The organism is Aeromonas sp. 603757 (assembly GCF_049171255.1).
GTDB classification, from domain to species: Bacteria; Pseudomonadota; Gammaproteobacteria; order Enterobacterales; family Aeromonadaceae; genus Aeromonas; species Aeromonas veronii_A.
Window position 1 is genome coordinate 1 of sequence record NZ_JAAKOE010000008.1, and the last position, 15,361, is coordinate 15,361.

Genomic DNA, 15,361 nt, shown 5'->3' on the forward strand with positions numbered 1-15,361 from the left:
TCCCATGCCGAACTCAGAAGTGAAACGCGGTAGCGCCGATGGTAGTGTGGCATTCGCCATGCGAGAGTAGGACACTGTCAGGCACCTATTTAGAAGAGGCCTCCCATCCGGGAGGCCTTTTTGCATTTCTGGGTTCCAAAAATCTGCACCGCCGCCGGCATTTTAGTAAAAGTGCTGGGCTATCAAGGGATTGCCCGTTACTCTTTAGCCGTTACCGATTAACACGTGATGCTGCCAGCGAGGTATTGATGGCTACGTTGAAGGAAATTGCACAGGAAGCGGGGGTTTCTCTCGCGACGGTATCCCGGGTACTGAACGAGGATCCCAGCCTGAGCGTCAAGGAAGAGACCAAGCAGCGGATCTTCGAGATTGCCGAACGGCTGGAGTACAAGACCAGCAGCGCCCGCAAGGGGGTACACAAGAGCAAGCTGCACTTTCTGGTGGTCTATGCCTATCCCCAGAGTACCGAGGTCAACGACCCTTACTATCTCGCCATCCGTTATGGTATCGAGACCCAGAGTGCCCGCCTCAATATCGAACTGACTCATCTCTACAACTGTGGTGAAGGGCGTGAATTGAGCGCCGTGGATGGCATTCTGGTGGTCGGTACCCTCACAGCCGAACGTCTGGCCCAGCTCAGGGCTTGTTCCAGCCAGCTGGTGTTTGTCGACTGCCGTTCACAGGGAGAATTCGACTCGGTCGATGTGGATCTCGCCCTGATCAGCCAGCAAGTGGTGGATTATTTTATCGCTCAGGGACACCAGCGCATCGGTTATATCGGTGGCCAGGATGAGAATCCGGATCTGCGCGAACTGGCCTTCCGGGATTATGGTCAGCGGCTGGGGGTGGTGCAGGAGAGCGATCTCTATCGTGGGGACTTCTCCAGCGCTTCCGGCTACCAGTTGGCGAAGGAGATGCTGGCAGGGGATTGGCCCAAGGCGCTGTTCGTCGCCTCCGACTCCATCGCCATCGGTGTGCTGCGTGCCATTCATGAGAAGGGACTGGCGATTCCCCAGCAGATCGAGCTTATCAGCGTCAACGATATCCCGACCGCCAAGTTCACCTTCCCGCCGCTCTCTACGGTGCGGATCCACTCCGAGTTGATGGGCTCCCAGGGGGTCAATTTGCTGGTTGAGCGGCTGCGAGACGAGCGGGATATTCCCCTTCGGGTGCTGGTACCGAGCAAGTTGACCCTGCGTGGCACCACTCGCTGATTTTAGTAAAACATTCTGCTTTTTAGTCGTGCCATCTTGCGGTGGTGCGACTCCTCTCCCAAGTAAACTTATTTCCCATATCATCCCGTGACGTCATATCGTATTGTTTTATAGTTGATTTTATTGCATTTCAGCCAACGGCTATCAACATCTATGCCACTCATCCATATCTTGCCCTCCTTTATCTCCCGCTTCTGATCTCGCTCACAAAACCATCTGTTCATTGTGATCAGGTTAAAACTTTACCAATCCAAAGCTGATATTTAGTAAATGTTTATCTAGAGTTTACCCAGTTAACGTTGCCTTGTTCCGGGAGGACATGTGAATAACTGGGAAAACGTCCAATTCGTTGGTGAAAACAGGCTGGCCCCGCGTGCCTACTTCTTCTCTTATGCCGACCACGCGCTGGCGGCCACCATGCAGCGCGAGCTGAGCCGCCGTTTTCTGAGTCTTGGCGGCCAGTGGCAGTTCCACTACTTCGACCACCCCCTGCAGGTGCCGGAGGCCTTCTATCACAGCCCCATGAGCGAGTGGGGCCAGCTCACCGTGCCCAACATGTGGCAGATGGAAGGACATGGCCAGCTGCAGTACACCGACGAAGGTTTTCCCTTCCCCATCGATGTGCCCTTCGTGCCGACCAACAACCCCACCGGTGCCTATCAGCGCAGCTTCACGCTGAGCCCGGCCTGGGACGGCGAGCAGGTGATCATCAAGTTTGACGGGGTGGAGACCTACTTCGAGGTCTATGTGAACGGCCACTACGTCGGCTTCAGCAAGGGGAGTCGCCTCACCGCCGAGTTCGATATCAGTGCCTACGCCAAGGTTGGCGAGAACCTGCTGTCAGTGCGGGTGATGCAGTGGGCCGACTCCACCTATATCGAAGATCAGGATATGTGGTGGATGGCGGGGATTTTCCGCGACGTCTATCTGGTGGGCAAACCGGCCGCCCATGTGCAGGATTTCTTCATCCGCACCGCGCTGGCCGATGATAACCAGAGCGCTACCCTGAGCTGCGATATCCAGCTGGAGAATCTGGGTGCACCTGCCCGTGATCACCGTCTGGTTTGGTCGCTGCTGGATCAGGGCAGCGAGATCGCCAGTGGCACACTCGACAATCTCGCCATCGACGGCAAGTGTGATTGCCGCTTCACGCTGGATCTGGCCAACCCGCACCTGTGGAGCGCCGAAGATCCTTACCTCTATCAGCTGCAACTCTCCCTCTACAACGGTCAGGGGGCGCTGCTGGAAGTGATCCCGCAGCGGGTCGGGGTGCGTGAAATCAAGGTCAAGGATGGCCTCTTCTACGTCAACGGCCACTACCTCAAGCTGCACGGGGTGAACCGCCACGACAATGATCACCTCAAGAGCCGCGCAGTCGGTATGGATCGGGTAGAGCGCGATATCGTGCTGATGAAGCAGCACAACCTCAACTCGGTGCGCACCGCCCACTATCCGAACGACCCGCGCTTCTACGAGCTGTGCGACCAGTACGGTCTGTTCGTGATGGCAGAGACCGACGTGGAGACCCACGGCTTCGCCAACGTCGGCGATCTCAGCCGCATCACCGACGATCCCTTCTGGGAGCCGGTGTTCGTGGACAGGATCGAGCGCCACGTGCACGCCCAGAAGAACCACCCCTCCATCATCATCTGGTCCCTGGGCAACGAGTCCGGCTACGGCTGCAACATCAGAGCCATGTACCAGCGCTGCAAGGCAATCGACCCGACCCGGCTGGTGCATTACGAGGAGGATCGCGACGCCGAGGTGGTGGATGTGGTGAGTACCATGTATTCCCGCGTCTCCCAGATGAACTGCTTCGGCGAGTTCCCCATGGCGAAGCCACGCATCCTCTGCGAATACGCCCACGCCATGGGCAACGGCCCGGGTGGCCTCAGCGAATATCAGCAGGTGTTTGACCGCCATCCCCACATTCAGGGTCACTACATCTGGGAGTGGTGCGATCACGGCATTCTGGATCAGGACGAGCAGGGGCGCCCCGTCTACAAGTACGGCGGCGACTACGGCGACTACCCCAACAACTACAACTTCTGCATGGATGGCCTCATCTACCCGGATCAAACCCCGGGGCCGGGCCTGCGCGAATACAAGCAGGTGATCTGCCCGGTCAAGGTGCGGGCGCTGGATCTGGCGAGCGGCAAGCTGGAAGTGGAAAACCGCTACTGGTTCTCCACTCTCGACGATATCCGCCTGCTGGTCGAGGTGAAGGCCGAGGGCGAACTGCTGGCCAGCCAGCAAATCCGGCTGGAAGGGATTGCTCCCGGTGCCACCAATGAGCTGCAACTCGAACTGCCATCCTTCGATGGGCGGGAAACCTTCGTCCAGCTGCGGGTCATCAAGGCCAGTGCCACCCGTTACAGCGCGGCGGAGCACGAGCTGGGCCAGTACCAGTTCCAGCTGAAAGAGTCGACTCGCCAGCTGCGACCCTTTGCCAACCCCAACGCCACTCCGTTGCATATCGCCGACGAGCGCCTCGACCTGACCTTGAGCGGCAGCGGCTTTGACCTGCGCTTCTCGCGCCTCGACGGCAAGCTGGTGAGCTGGCAGCAGGATGGTATCGAGCTGATTGAGCGCTCGCCGCGCCTCACCTTCTTCAAGCCGATGATTGACAACCACAAGCAGGAGTACGAGAGCCTGTGGCACCCGAACCACCTGCAGATCATGCAGGAGCACTTCCGTACCCTGAGCTGGCGTCAGCTGGGTGACGCGGTCGAGGTGACGGTCGAGAGCCTGATCGCGCCGCCGGTGTTCGACTTCGGCATGCGCTGCCGCTACGTCTACACCCTGAGCCCGAACGGCCAGCTGCACGTGGCACTGTCCGGCCAGCCCTACGGCGGTTATGACGACATCATCCCCAAGATCGGCTTCGAGCTGGGCATTCGTCAGGATCTCGACCGGGTGCACTACTACGGCATGGGGCCGGGTGAAAACTATCAGGACAGCCGCCAGAGCAACTGGATCGACAGCTTCCAGAGCACAGTCGGCGAGATGTGGGAGCACTACCCCTTCCCGCAGGACAACGGCAACCGCCAGCAGGTGCGCTGGGCGACCCTGACCAACCGCCACGGCGCCGGTCTCTACGTGCGACCCGATGCCCCCATCAACCTGAGCGTCTGGCCCTACAGCTGGGAGCATATCCACGCGGCGCAGCACATCAACGAGCTGGAGCCCTGCGGTTATCTCACCCTCAATCTGGATCACAAGGTACTGGGGCTCGGCTCCAACTCCTGGGGCTCCGAGGTGCTGGACTCCTGGCGGGTGCGCTTCGAGCCATTCAGCTTCGGCCTGACCCTGCTGCCCATCGCCCGTGGCAACCTCAATCCGGCTGCGCTGGCCGGGCTCGATCTCACCATCAACGGCGGGAGGAACCTCGCATGATCACCCTGGACAACCTGACCCTGTTCAAAAACATCTACCGGGAGGGCAAGAAGTGGGGCCGCTGCGTGGAGGCCATCAACAACCTGCCGAACCTCAAGCCCGGTATCTGCCACTCCATCGGTGACTCCCTAACTTACCGCTTGCAGGAGGGGGCCAGCCCGGCCACCTCACTGTTCGAGGGGCAGCGCCGCTATTTCGACGTCCACTACTACCTGGAAGGGGAAGAGACGGTGGAGTGGGCTGCCAAGCCGGATCTGCGGGTCGAGCAGGCCTATGACGACACCACCGACCGCGAGTGGCTGGCAGGCGAGGTGCGCGAGCGCCAGAAAGTCGGCAACGGTCAGGTGGTGATCTTCGAGAACGACGAGGCTTACCGGTTTGTCGGCGACGGGCCGGTGCGCAAGGTGATCATCAAGGTCACCGTCGAAGGCGGCTACTTCAAGAACAAATAACAAGCCGCCGGTTCTGCACTGATAAAAGCCGGAAGGGCGGGGCACACCCTACAAACCATGCCCCGCCCTTTCGCTGAGATAACTACAGGTCTGGAGATGCCCCATGTCTGATTCCAAACGCAATACGATAGGCAAGTTTGGTCTGCTGTCGCTCACCTTCGCGGCGGTATTCAGCTTCAACAACGTCATCAACAACAACATCGAAATCGGTCTGGCCTCGGCCCCGATGTTCTTTCTGGCCACCATTTTCTACTTCATTCCGTTCTGCCTGATCATTGCGGAATTTGTGTCACTGAATAAGAACTCCGAAGCGGGGGTTTACGCCTGGGTGAAGAGCTCCCTCGGCGGTCGCTGGGCCTTTATCTCCGCCTACACCTACTGGTTCGTGAACCTCTTCTTCTTCACCTCGCTGCTGCCGCGGGTTATTGCCTACGCCTCCTATGCCTTCCTCGGCTACGAGTACATTCTCACCCCGGTGGCGACCACGGCATTGAGCATGGTGCTGTTCGCCTTTGCCACCTACGTCTCCACCAACGGCGCCAAGATGCTCGGCCCCATCACCTCGGTGACCTCGTCCCTGATGCTGCTGCTGACCCTCTCCTACATTCTGCTGGCGGGTGCGGCACTGGTGGGCGGCGTGCAACCGGCTGACCCCATCACGGTAGAGGCCATGATCCCCGATTTCAGCTGGGCGTTTCTGGGCATCACCACCTGGATCTTTATGGCGGCCGGTGGCGCCGAGTCGGTGGCGGTCTACGTCAATGACGTGAAAGGGGGCTCCAAATCCTTCGTGAAGGTGATCATCGTCGCCGGGATCTTTATCGGGGTGCTCTACTCCATCGCATCGCTGTTGATCAACGTCTTCGTCCACAGCGACACCCTGAAATATACCGGCGGCTCGGTGCAGGTGTTCGAGGGGCTGGCAGCCTACTTCGGTTTGCCTGAGATCCTGATGAACCGCTTCGTGGGTCTGGTCTCCTTCACCGCCATGTTTGGCTCCCTGCTGATGTGGACGGCGACCCCGGTGAAGATCTTCTTCTCCGAAATCCCGGCCGGCATCTTCGGCAAGAAGACGGTCGAGCTGAACGAGAATGGCGTGCCCGCCCGTGCAGCCTGGATCCAGTACCTCATCGTGCTGCCGCTGATGGTGATCCCGACCCTGGGCTCCAACACAGCGCAGGATCTGATGAACACCGTCATCAACATGACCGCTGCCGCTTCCATGCTGCCGCCGCTGTTCATCATGCTGGCCTACCTCAATCTGCGTCTGAAGCTCGATCACCTGCCGCGGGATTTCAGGATGGGTTCGCGTACCACCGGCATCGCCGTGGTCTCGGTGCTGATCGCCATCTTCTCGGTGGGCTTCCTCGCCTCCACCTTCCCGACCGGTGCCGACATCATGACCATCATCTTCTACAACGTCGGCGGGATCGTGATCTTCCTCGGCTTCGCCTGGTGGAAATACAACAGATACGAGGCCTCCCTCAGTGCCGAAGCGCGTGCCAAAGAGGCCCAGCCGGCGGCGCAGGTTGCCATGCAGACGCCATAGGCACTGAATTGAATCCCAATCAAATCGGGTGGCAGTTGGCCACCCGCAAACCGTTAAACCATAAAAGGAAAAGAGCATGAGCGAGACGATCGAGTTTGCCGAATTCAAACGGGTCGAGATGAAGGTGGGCAAGGTGCTGGAGGTGGTTCGTCACCCCGGGGCCGACAAACTCTACATCGTCCAGATCGACGTGGGTGGCGAGCGGCCGCTGCAGACCGTCACCAGTTTGGTGCCTTATTACAGCGAAGAGGAGCTGATGGGCAGCGAAGTGGTGGTACTGACCAACCTCAAGCCCACCAGGATGCGCGGTGAGCGTTCCGAGTGCATGTTGCTCTGCGCCGAGACCCCGGACGAGAGCCAAAGCGTGCTGCTGCAGCCGCGGGTGCCGATGGCGCCGGGCACCCCGATCGTCTGAATGGTATTGCGAGCCGGTGCGGGAGACGGCACCGGTTCAGCAACGAGGCCGCCCTCGCGGCCCGATCATAACAAGAGAGTAAAGCGCGGGGCCGACAGACCCTTGCCGAACACATCACAGAGTCACAGCGTTACCCGCAGGGAGCGCAAGTCCACTGGAGGACACCATGTCTGAATCCGTACGCGGCACCATAGGCAAGTTTGCCCTGTTGTCGATGACCTTTGCCGCCGTGTTCAACGTGCGCAACATCGTCAACAACAACATCGAGCTGGGGCTCAGCTCCGCCCCTATCTTCCTGCTGGCGACCATCGTCTACTTCATCCCGTTCGTCTTCATCATCGCCGAGTTCGTCTCGGCCAACAAAAACTCCGAGTCGGGGATGTACGACTGGCTGAAAAAGCCGCTCGGCACCCGGATGGCCTATCTGGGTTCGTTTCTCTACTGGTTCGTGAACCTGTTCTGGTTCGTCTCCCTGCTGCCCAACGTCATTGCCTACGCCTCCTACGCCATGCTGGGCTATGAGTACAGCTTTTCGCCCATGGTCACCTCGATCATCTCCATCGTGCTGTTTGCGGCGGCGACCCATATCTCCACCAAGGGGGCGAGCTGGCTCGGCAAAATTGCCGAAATAGTGGCCTACGGTGTGTTTGCCCTGTTCGCCATCTATGTGCTGGGCGCCCTGATGGCCCTGAGTGGCGATCATGTGCCGGCTCAGCCCATCACCCTGGAGGCGATGACTCCCACCGTCAACTGGGCTACCCTCGGAATCATGTGCTGGATCTTTCAGGCGGCGGGCGGTGCCGAGACGGCGGCCGCCTACCTCAATGACGTGAAGGGCGGCCAGAAGTCCTTTATCAAGGTGATCATCAGTGCGGGTATCGTCATCGGTGCCATGTATGCGGTCGGTTCCCTGCTGGTGAACGTGTTCGTGCCGCGCGAGAGCCTCACCTATGCCGGCGGGATGGTGGAGATCTTCACCGGCATGGCGCAGTACTTCGGGCTCTCCGAGGCGCTGGTGGGCCGCTTCGTCGGCGTGGTGCTGTTTATCGCCATGTTCGGCTCCATGATGATGTGGACCTCGGCGCCGGTGAAGATCCACTTCTCCGAGATCCCTCAGGGGGTTTACGGCGAGAAGACCACCCAGCTCAACAAGCACGGCGTGCCGGTGCGCGCCGCCTGGTGGCAGTTTGTCTTCGTGTTCGCGATGCTGGTGGTCAACGGCTTCGGTTCCGAGTCGGTGCAGCAGATGATGAACACCGCCATCAACCTTACCGCCGGCACCGCCATGTTGCCGCCGATCTTCATCATGGTGGCCTACTTCGTGTTCCGCTGGAAACATGACGATACCCCCCGTGACTTCCGCATGGGCTCGCGCACCTTCGGCATGGCGGTGGTCTCGGTGCTGATCGCCATCTTCGTGGTGAGCATGAGCGCCTCCGCCTTCCCGGCCGGGGTGGATCTGGTGCGCGCCTTCTTCATCAACGTCTTTATGACCGCGGTCTTTTCGGCGCTGGCCTACTGGTGGATCTCCCGCTTCGAGAAGCGGCAGGCTCGCAAGCTCGCCGGCAATGAGAAGAAAACCGGCAACGGCCAGCTGGCCAGCCAGCGCTGATCGGCTGAGCGAAAAAACGAGACGGGCGGCCTGGGTCGCCCGTTTTTTTATCCATTTCGCGCCGGTTTGGCGCTATCTGGCCGCGGCTCATCAACTTCCGCTATTCGACAAAGCAAAGGCGTTAAGCATTGATGAACAATTAACCGCTGCACAACGTTGCGCCTCTCCGTTATCGGGGTAAGCTGGAGGTTCGTTTTAGCGGGAGGTGCCAGACATCTCCCGCTCCGTTTCTTGTCCTCCCCAATCCTGACTGTCGCCATGGCTGCAGGATGCCCTTCTGATGGAGACCTTTCGTGCGTCTGGATCCCTTTACTGTTGTGCTGATTGCGGTGGTCACCCTGGCCTCCCTCTTTCCCTGCGAGGGGCAGGTGGCCGTCTGGTTCGGCCTGCTGACCAAGCTGGCGGTGGCGCTCCTGTTCTTCATGCATGGCGCCAAGCTGTCGCGCCAGAACCTGCTGGCGGGTCTCGGCCACTGGCGGCTTCATCTGGTGGTGATGCTCAGCACCTTCGTACTGTTTCCGCTGCTCGGGCTGCTGCTCACCCCGCTGGTACCGGGCTGGCTGAGCCCGGCCATCTACCTCGGCTTCCTCTATCTCTGCGCCCTGCCTGCCACCGTGCAGTCGGCCATCGCCTTCACCTCGATGGCGGGGGGCAATGTGTCGGCGGCGGTGTGCAGCGCCTCGGCCTCCAGCATCCTCGGGATCTTCCTCTCGCCGGTGCTGGTGGGGATGATGATCCACGTACAGGGGCAGGGGATCGACACCTGGCACTCCATCCAGTCCATCATGATGCAGCTGATGCTGCCGTTCGTGGTGGGCCACCTGTCGCGCCCGCTGATCGGTCGCTGGATCGATAGCCACCGTCCGCTTATCGGCAAGCTGGATCAGAGTTCCATCCTGCTGGTGGTCTACGTCGCCTTCAGCGAGGCGGTGGTGCAGGGGATTTGGCATCAAGTAGGCTGGTACGATCTGGCCAGTATCGTGCTGCTGAGCTGCATCTTGCTGGCGCTGGTGCTCTGCTGGAACGTCTGGATCAGCCGCCGCCTCGGCTTCGACAAGGCGGACGAGATCACCATCGTCTTCTGCGGCTCCAAGAAGAGTCTCGCCAACGGGGTGCCGATGGCCAACGTCATGTTCCCCGCCGCCAGCGTCGGGGTGATGGTGCTGCCGCTGATGATCTTCCACCAGATCCAGCTGATGGTCTGCGCCGTGCTGGCGCGCCGCTATCACGAGCAGGGGCATTGATACTCGCGCCATTTTGACTGCCATAACAAGAGGGAGGCCCGTTGGCCTCCCTCTTCTCATCTGCATGTCGACCGGCGTGCTAGCGTTTGCGCCAGACGGTGAGCTGCGCCACCGTGTGCTGGTATTTGCGGGCGGTTTCGCGGATGACGAAGTGCACATCCCGCGGCGGGCAGTGCTCCTCGAACTCCGCCGCCAGCAGCCGTTGCAGCGCCTGATAGGTGGTGAGCGCCTCGCCGTTTTCGCGAATGCCGCCGAGCCAGTTGGCGGGCGGGGTATATTCCGCCAGCCAGGTATAAGGGCTGGTGAGCACCAGCAGGCCACCGCTGCGCAGCCGGGGAGCTATGTCCCGCAGGAAGCGGGCGGGCTCCCGCAACCGGTCGATCAGATTGGAGGCGAGCACCAGATCGTAGTGGTCATATTTGGGCTTGAGGTTGCAGGCATCCCCCTGACTGAAGTGGATGCGCTCCGCCTGACTCGCCCCCAGCCCGTGGCACGACAGGCGCGCCTCGCAATACTCCACCAGTTCACCCTCCAGCGGAATGGCGTAGCGGAAGCTGTCCTGATTGGCGAGGGCCAGCGCCACATCGATGAAGCGGGCCGAGTAGTCGACCCCGTCCACATGCTGGAAGTAGCGGGCCAGTTCGAAGCTGGCGCGGCCGGTGGCGCAGCCGATATCCAGCGCCCGCTGGTGGTTGCTGCACAGCTCGCCAGCAAGATCAGCAAGCGTCTTGGCGTAGTTGGCGACCCCGAAGTGGCTCGGGCCGTACTGGAAGTCGAGGTACTGAGCGACCAGCGTGTCGGTTTCATAGGGATTCACGATAACGGGTTCCTGATAACGGGAGACCAGATAGCGGAAACCCGCATGCTGGAAGAAGTGACGCCGGAAGGCGTAACGGGATGATTTGAGCGCTTCGTTACCTGTGCTGATCCAGCTGCCGCCCTTGATCAGGGTGTGCTTGCCATCAAAGGTGGGGGTAGAGAAGTCGTCGTAGAGCGGGTGGATTTTAAAGCCGTCGAAACCATCGATGGCGGTGCTGGTCCACTGCCAGACATTGCCTACCAGATCGAAGAACTCCCCTTGCGGGCAGGCATCCACCGGGCAGGAGGAGGCAAAACGGGCCAGATTGATATTGCCGGGGGCTTGTGTCCAGTCCGGCTGATCGCCGGGTAGCTGCTCGCGCAGCAGCATCCACTCCGCCTCGCTCGGCAGCTGGATGGGGAGTCCGGTCCGGGCCGCCTTCCAGCGGCAGAAGGCAGCCGCCTCCAGCTGGTTTACCTCGACTGGCCAGTCCCAAGGCATGGCGACCAGCTCGGTCATCAGCCGCAGTTGCAATTGTTCGGGCTCGGCGGGGTCACCCACCCAGAAGGTGGGCATCTGCGCCTTGGCGTACTGGCACCAGCCCCACCCCTCCTCATCCCACCACTGTTGCTGGCCATAGCCCCCCGCCTGGACGAAGGCGAGGTACTCGGCATTGCTCACCAGCATGCGGCTGGCCTGAAACGGGGCCAGCTCGATGTTGCGCTCGCCATATTCGTTGTCCCAGCCGTAGGTGGCGTCCTGCTTGCCAAGGCTCACCTTGCCGCCAGCCACCGGCAGCAGGCTGTTGGCGGGCACCTGATCAATACGGTGGCGGGCTTCGGTACAGGCGGGCCAATAAGGCTGCGGCCGCACCCAGGCGAGCGGCAACTGGCGGATCAGCACGCTGGAGGTCTCGAGGTGGATGCGCTCGTGCTCTATCCCCATCAGGATCACCCAGGCCGGGCTCTGCCAGTCGATGGGCAGAGTGAGCGGCATCTGGCGAATAAAATCGCACACCAGCGAACGGACTTTGGCTCGATAGCTGCGCAGCTCGGTGACTTTTGGCCAGTCGTAGTGGGTCTCGTCCAGATCATCCCAGCTCATCTCGTCCACCCCGATGGCGACCATGGCCTCGATGCGGGCATCCAGCCGCTGGTCGATCAGGCGCGCCGCCAGCAGCTTGTTGATGAAGAAGGCAGCGGTGTGGCCGTAGTAGAAGATGAGCGGGTGGCGCAGCGGGATCGCCTTGTTGAACCAGGCGCGCTCATCGGCCAGACAGTCGAACAGCGAGTCGTAGAGATCGAAGGTCTGACAGAAGTAGGTGAGCAGCTCGCGCCGTTTCTGCTCGGGATCGCTGCCGGTCAGCAACGGGGTGCGAGTCGGCTCCGGCAAACCGGTGGCAGTGGAATAGAGAGGGCTTGCTTGGGTCACGCTCTGACTCCTTGTTGGCAGTGAAGACTGACAAGACAGTGGTAATGACATTACCGCAATGGAGAGCTTGGTACGCACGAAGTACCACTATTGGCTCAACAGACCGGTACGGCAATCAAAAACTTCTGCGGGCTGCCAGCATAGTGACCGGCAGGGTGACCCGCCAATCAGCCACGATCATATCCGTTCGAGAATGGTTATTTTCACCAAAATATGGTCTAAATGGCTCTCTTAATTCTTCGTTCTGTTCTGGGTGAAAAAGTTATTTCCTTTTGAATCATTAGGTTAATTTTTGGCTCACGCTTTGCAGAGCATGAAAACCAATTGGCCCTGGATGGCCAACACATAAGGAGGAGAGTAGCGATGAAATGGATGATGGTTGTCATGTTGATGGCAGGGCTCAGTGGTTGTCACTGGCTGGATCAGACCAGAGTGACCGGAACGGGGGCTGTGGTCGAGCGCCAGCAGGCGCTCGGTGACGGGGTGACCCGGGTGCTGGCGGGGGTGCCTGCCACCCTCCATCTGGTCGCGGGGGAGCCGCGCGGTATCCTGATCAAGGGGCAGGAGAATCTGCTGCCCTATCTGGTGCTGGCCGAGAGCGGCGACAAGCTGGAGATCGAGGTGAAGGAGGGTTACCGGCTCGATCCTACCGAGCCGCTGGAGCTGACCATCACCTTGCCGGTGTTGAACGAACTGGCATTGGCCGGGACCGGCAACGGCGATCTGAGCGGCTTCAAGGGGGATTCGCTGGTGCTGTCGGTGGCCGGTACCGGTGACATCGTCGCCAGTCAGCTGGAGCTGAAACTGCTGGAAGGGAATATCGCTGGCACCGGCAGTCTGGAGCTGGGCAGCGGTTCGGCACAGGCCATCGAGCTGAACATTGCCGGTGCTGGCGATGTGCTGGGCAGCGAAATGCGTGGCAACGAGGTCGAGGTCAATATCGCCGGCAGCGGTGATGTGGAGGTGCGGGCCCAAGAGATGCTGAAAATCGGCATCGCAGGCACTGGCAACATCACCTACTGGGGCGATCCCAAGGTGGAGCAGCAGATCGTGGGCTCCGGCGGGGTGACCCGAGCGGGCAGCTGATATCAACCGATCACCCCAACTGAAACAGGCCCGTTACGGGCCTGTGTTGATCAGAGGTGGCGGGCGTGAAAGCGCAGGTGCGCCTCGATAAAGCTCGCCACGAAGTAGTAGCTGTGGTCATAGCCCTCGTGGCGGTTGAGCTCCAGTGGCCACTCCTTGCTGGCGGCCACTTCGGCCAGCGCATCGATATGCAACTGCTCGGCGAGGAAGGGATCATCCAGCCCCACATCCACCAGGGTGGGCAGCGGCGTGACCGGCTGGTGGCGCAGCAGCTGGCAGGTATCCCACTCCTGCCACAACAGCGGATTGCTGCCGAGGTAGGCGCCGAGCGCCTTCTGGCCCCAGGGGCAGCGGCTCGGGTGGCAGATCGGGCTGAACGCCGAGACCGAGCGGTAGCGACCCGGCTCTCGCAACGCGGCGATCAGCGCTCCGTGACCGCCCATGGAGTGGCCGCTGATGGCGCGGCGGGTCGAGACCGGGAAGTGGGTCTCTATCATATCGGGCAGCTCGCGGGTGACGTAGTCATACATCTGGTAGTGAGCCTGCCAGGGGCTCTGGCTGGCATTGACGTAAAAACTAGCTCCCATGCCGAGGTCATAACCGGGATCGTCCGCTACGCCGTGGCCGCGGGGGCTGGTGTCCGGCGCCACCAGTGCTATGCCCAGCTCGGCGGCGATACGCTGGGCACCCGCCTTCTGCATGAAGTTCTCATCGGTGCAGGTGAGGCCGCTGAGCCAGTAGAGCACGGGCACCTTCTGGCCGGTGAGAGCCTGAGGCGGCAGATAGATGGCAAAATTCATCTCGCAGCCGAGCACGCTGGCGCTGTGGCGATAGCGCTTGTGCCAGCCGCCGAAGCTCTTGTTGCTGCTGATAATCTCCAGATTCATCGAAGGACTCCTGCACCCCGCCCACGATGGCGGGCGGGGTGATCATGCTCAGTAGTGGATGACGGTGCGGATGCTCTTGCCTTCATGCATCAGATCGAACGCCTCGTTGATCTGTTCCAGCGGCATGGTGTGGGTGATGAAGTCATCGAGGCGGAACTCTCCCTGCATATAGCGCTGCACATAGCTCGGCAGCTCGCTGCGACCGCGTACCCCGCCGAAGGCGCTGCCGCGCCAGACCCGACCGGTCACCAGCTGGAACGGACGGGTGCTGATCTCCTGACCCGCTCCGGCGACGCCGATAATGACCGACTCGCCCCAGCCCTTGTGGCAGCACTCCAGCGCTGCACGCATCACCTTGACGTTGCCGATGCACTCGAACGAGAAGTCGACGCCGCCGTCGGTGAGCTCGACGATCACCTCCTGAATCGGCTTGTCATAGTCGTTCGGGTTGATGCAGTCGGTGGCGCCGAGCTTGCGGGCCAGTTCGAACTTGCTTTCGTTGATGTCGATGGCGATGATGCGGCCGGCCTTGGCCAGGCGAGCCCCGATAACGGCGGAGAGGCCGATGCCACCCAGCCCGAAGATGGCGACACTCTCACCCTCTTTCACCTTGGCGGTGTTCATCACGGCGCCTATGCCGGTGGTGACGCCGCAGCCGAGCAGGCAGACCTCTTCCAGCGGGGCGGCCGGGTCCACCTTGGCGATGGAGATCTCGGGCAGTACCGTGTATTCGCTGAAGGTGGAGGTGCCCATGTAGTGATAGATGGGCTGGCCATCTTTCGAGAAGCGGGTGGTGCCGTCCGGCATCAGCCCCTTGCCCTGGGTGGCGCGGATCTTCTGGCACAGGTTGGTCTTGCCGGATTTGCAGAATTTGCACTCGCCGCATTCGGGGGTGTAGAGCGGGATCACGTGATCCCCCACCTTGACGCTGGTGACGCCCTCGCCGACCGATTCGACGATACCGCCCCCCTCGTGGCCGAGAATGCAGGGGAAGACCCCTTCCGGATCTTCACCGGAGAGGGTGAAGGCATCGGTGTGGCAGACGCCGGTCGCGACGATGCGCACCCGCACTTCGCCCGCTTGCGGTGGCATGACCTCGACTTCTTCGATGGAGAGGGGCTGACCCGGACCCCAGGCGATGGCGGCCTTACACTTGATGCTTTGAACCTGTGCCATGAATGACATCCTTCTTGTTGAGCAGGGTGAACAGAGATGAGTTCGGACATTCAGTGTAGTTTCCCGCCGATTTGGTGATAATGAGGGCAAATCTCAAATC

General features: G+C 60.8%; 11 protein-coding genes. 8 read left to right on the plus strand and 3 right to left on the minus strand.

The window, feature by feature from the left end; translation table 11 throughout:
- Nucleotides 1-248: 248 nt before the first annotated feature.
- From ebgR to G5332_RS09535, 7 genes are all read left to right on the plus strand, one after another.
- Nucleotides 249-1,214 carry a transcriptional regulator EbgR gene (gene ebgR / locus G5332_RS09505; RefSeq protein ID WP_058056272.1) on the plus strand — a complete coding sequence of 322 codons (966 nt, stop codon included), beginning with the start codon at nucleotides 249-251 and terminating at the stop codon, nucleotides 1,212-1,214.
- Nucleotides 1,215-1,535: 321 nt separating this feature from the next.
- On the plus strand, nucleotides 1,536-4,610 hold the full coding sequence (gene ebgA / locus G5332_RS09510) for a beta-galactosidase subunit alpha (RefSeq protein ID WP_421172659.1): 3,075 nt from the start codon (nucleotides 1,536-1,538) through the stop codon (nucleotides 4,608-4,610).
- Nucleotides 4,607-5,062, plus strand: coding sequence for a beta-galactosidase subunit beta (locus G5332_RS09515; protein ID WP_149153830.1), 456 nt, complete (start codon nucleotides 4,607-4,609; stop codon nucleotides 5,060-5,062). The genes ebgA and G5332_RS09515 overlap by 4 nt, the downstream gene beginning before the upstream one ends.
- 103 nt (nucleotides 5,063-5,165) lie before the next feature.
- On the plus strand, nucleotides 5,166-6,611 hold the full coding sequence (locus tag G5332_RS09520; RefSeq protein WP_421172657.1) for an amino acid permease: 1,446 nt from the start codon (nucleotides 5,166-5,168) through the stop codon (nucleotides 6,609-6,611).
- 76 nt (nucleotides 6,612-6,687) lie between these two features.
- Nucleotides 6,688-7,026 carry a tRNA-binding protein gene (locus tag G5332_RS09525; protein WP_026080427.1) on the plus strand — a complete coding sequence of 113 codons (339 nt, stop codon included), beginning with the start codon at nucleotides 6,688-6,690 and terminating at the stop codon, nucleotides 7,024-7,026.
- A 166-nt stretch (nucleotides 7,027-7,192) separates the two neighbouring features.
- Nucleotides 7,193-8,638, plus strand: coding sequence for an amino acid permease (locus tag G5332_RS09530; protein WP_158113477.1), 1,446 nt, complete (start codon nucleotides 7,193-7,195; stop codon nucleotides 8,636-8,638).
- 293 nt (nucleotides 8,639-8,931) lie between these two features.
- Nucleotides 8,932-9,882 (plus strand): bile acid:sodium symporter family protein, encoded by a 951-nt coding sequence (locus G5332_RS09535; protein WP_421172656.1) that lies wholly within the window; start codon nucleotides 8,932-8,934, stop codon nucleotides 9,880-9,882.
- Nucleotides 9,883-9,961: 79 nt separating this feature from the next.
- On the opposite strand, the gene ovoA is transcribed toward G5332_RS09535, so the two are convergent.
- Entirely contained in the window at nucleotides 9,962-12,112 is a 2,151-nt protein-coding gene (gene ovoA / locus G5332_RS09540) for a 5-histidylcysteine sulfoxide synthase (protein ID WP_421249613.1), read from the minus strand.
- Nucleotides 12,113-12,475: 363 nt separating this feature from the next.
- Here ovoA and G5332_RS09545 point away from each other — a divergent pair, with 363 nt between their 5' ends.
- Nucleotides 12,476-13,198 (plus strand): head GIN domain-containing protein, encoded by a 723-nt coding sequence (locus G5332_RS09545; RefSeq protein ID WP_421249612.1) that lies wholly within the window; start codon nucleotides 12,476-12,478, stop codon nucleotides 13,196-13,198.
- Between the two features lie 50 nt (nucleotides 13,199-13,248).
- Here the strand turns inward: G5332_RS09545 and fghA are convergent, their stop codons facing one another.
- Together fghA and G5332_RS09555 are read right to left on the minus strand one after the other, a co-directional pair.
- Complete coding sequence (gene fghA, locus G5332_RS09550) at nucleotides 13,249-14,085, minus strand: S-formylglutathione hydrolase (RefSeq protein WP_421172653.1); 837 nt, start codon at nucleotides 14,083-14,085, stop codon at nucleotides 13,249-13,251.
- A 48-nt stretch (nucleotides 14,086-14,133) separates the two neighbouring features.
- Entirely contained in the window at nucleotides 14,134-15,261 is a 1,128-nt protein-coding gene (locus G5332_RS09555) for an S-(hydroxymethyl)glutathione dehydrogenase/class III alcohol dehydrogenase (RefSeq protein ID WP_058056263.1), read from the minus strand.
- Nucleotides 15,262-15,361: the final 100 nt, after the last annotated feature.

Excerpts from the sequence above, each read along its gene's own strand:
- ebgR (WP_058056272.1), top strand. The coding sequence starts at position 249 with ATGGCTACGTTGAAGGAAATTGCACAGGAAGCGGGGGTTTCTCTCGCG.
- G5332_RS09525 (WP_026080427.1), top strand. The coding sequence starts at position 6,688 with ATGAGCGAGACGATCGAGTTTGCCGAATTCAAACGGGTCGAGATGAAG.
- G5332_RS09530 (WP_158113477.1), top strand. The coding sequence starts at position 7,193 with ATGTCTGAATCCGTACGCGGCACCATAGGCAAGTTTGCCCTGTTGTCG.
- G5332_RS09520 (WP_421172657.1), top strand. The coding sequence starts at position 5,166 with ATGTCTGATTCCAAACGCAATACGATAGGCAAGTTTGGTCTGCTGTCG.
- fghA (WP_421172653.1), bottom strand. The coding sequence starts at position 14,085 with ATGAATCTGGAGATTATCAGCAGCAACAAGAGCTTCGGCGGCTGGCAC.
- G5332_RS09545 (WP_421249612.1), top strand. The coding sequence starts at position 12,476 with ATGAAATGGATGATGGTTGTCATGTTGATGGCAGGGCTCAGTGGTTGT.
- G5332_RS09515 (WP_149153830.1), top strand. The coding sequence starts at position 4,607 with ATGATCACCCTGGACAACCTGACCCTGTTCAAAAACATCTACCGGGAG.
- G5332_RS09555 (WP_058056263.1), bottom strand. The coding sequence starts at position 15,261 with ATGGCACAGGTTCAAAGCATCAAGTGTAAGGCCGCCATCGCCTGGGGT.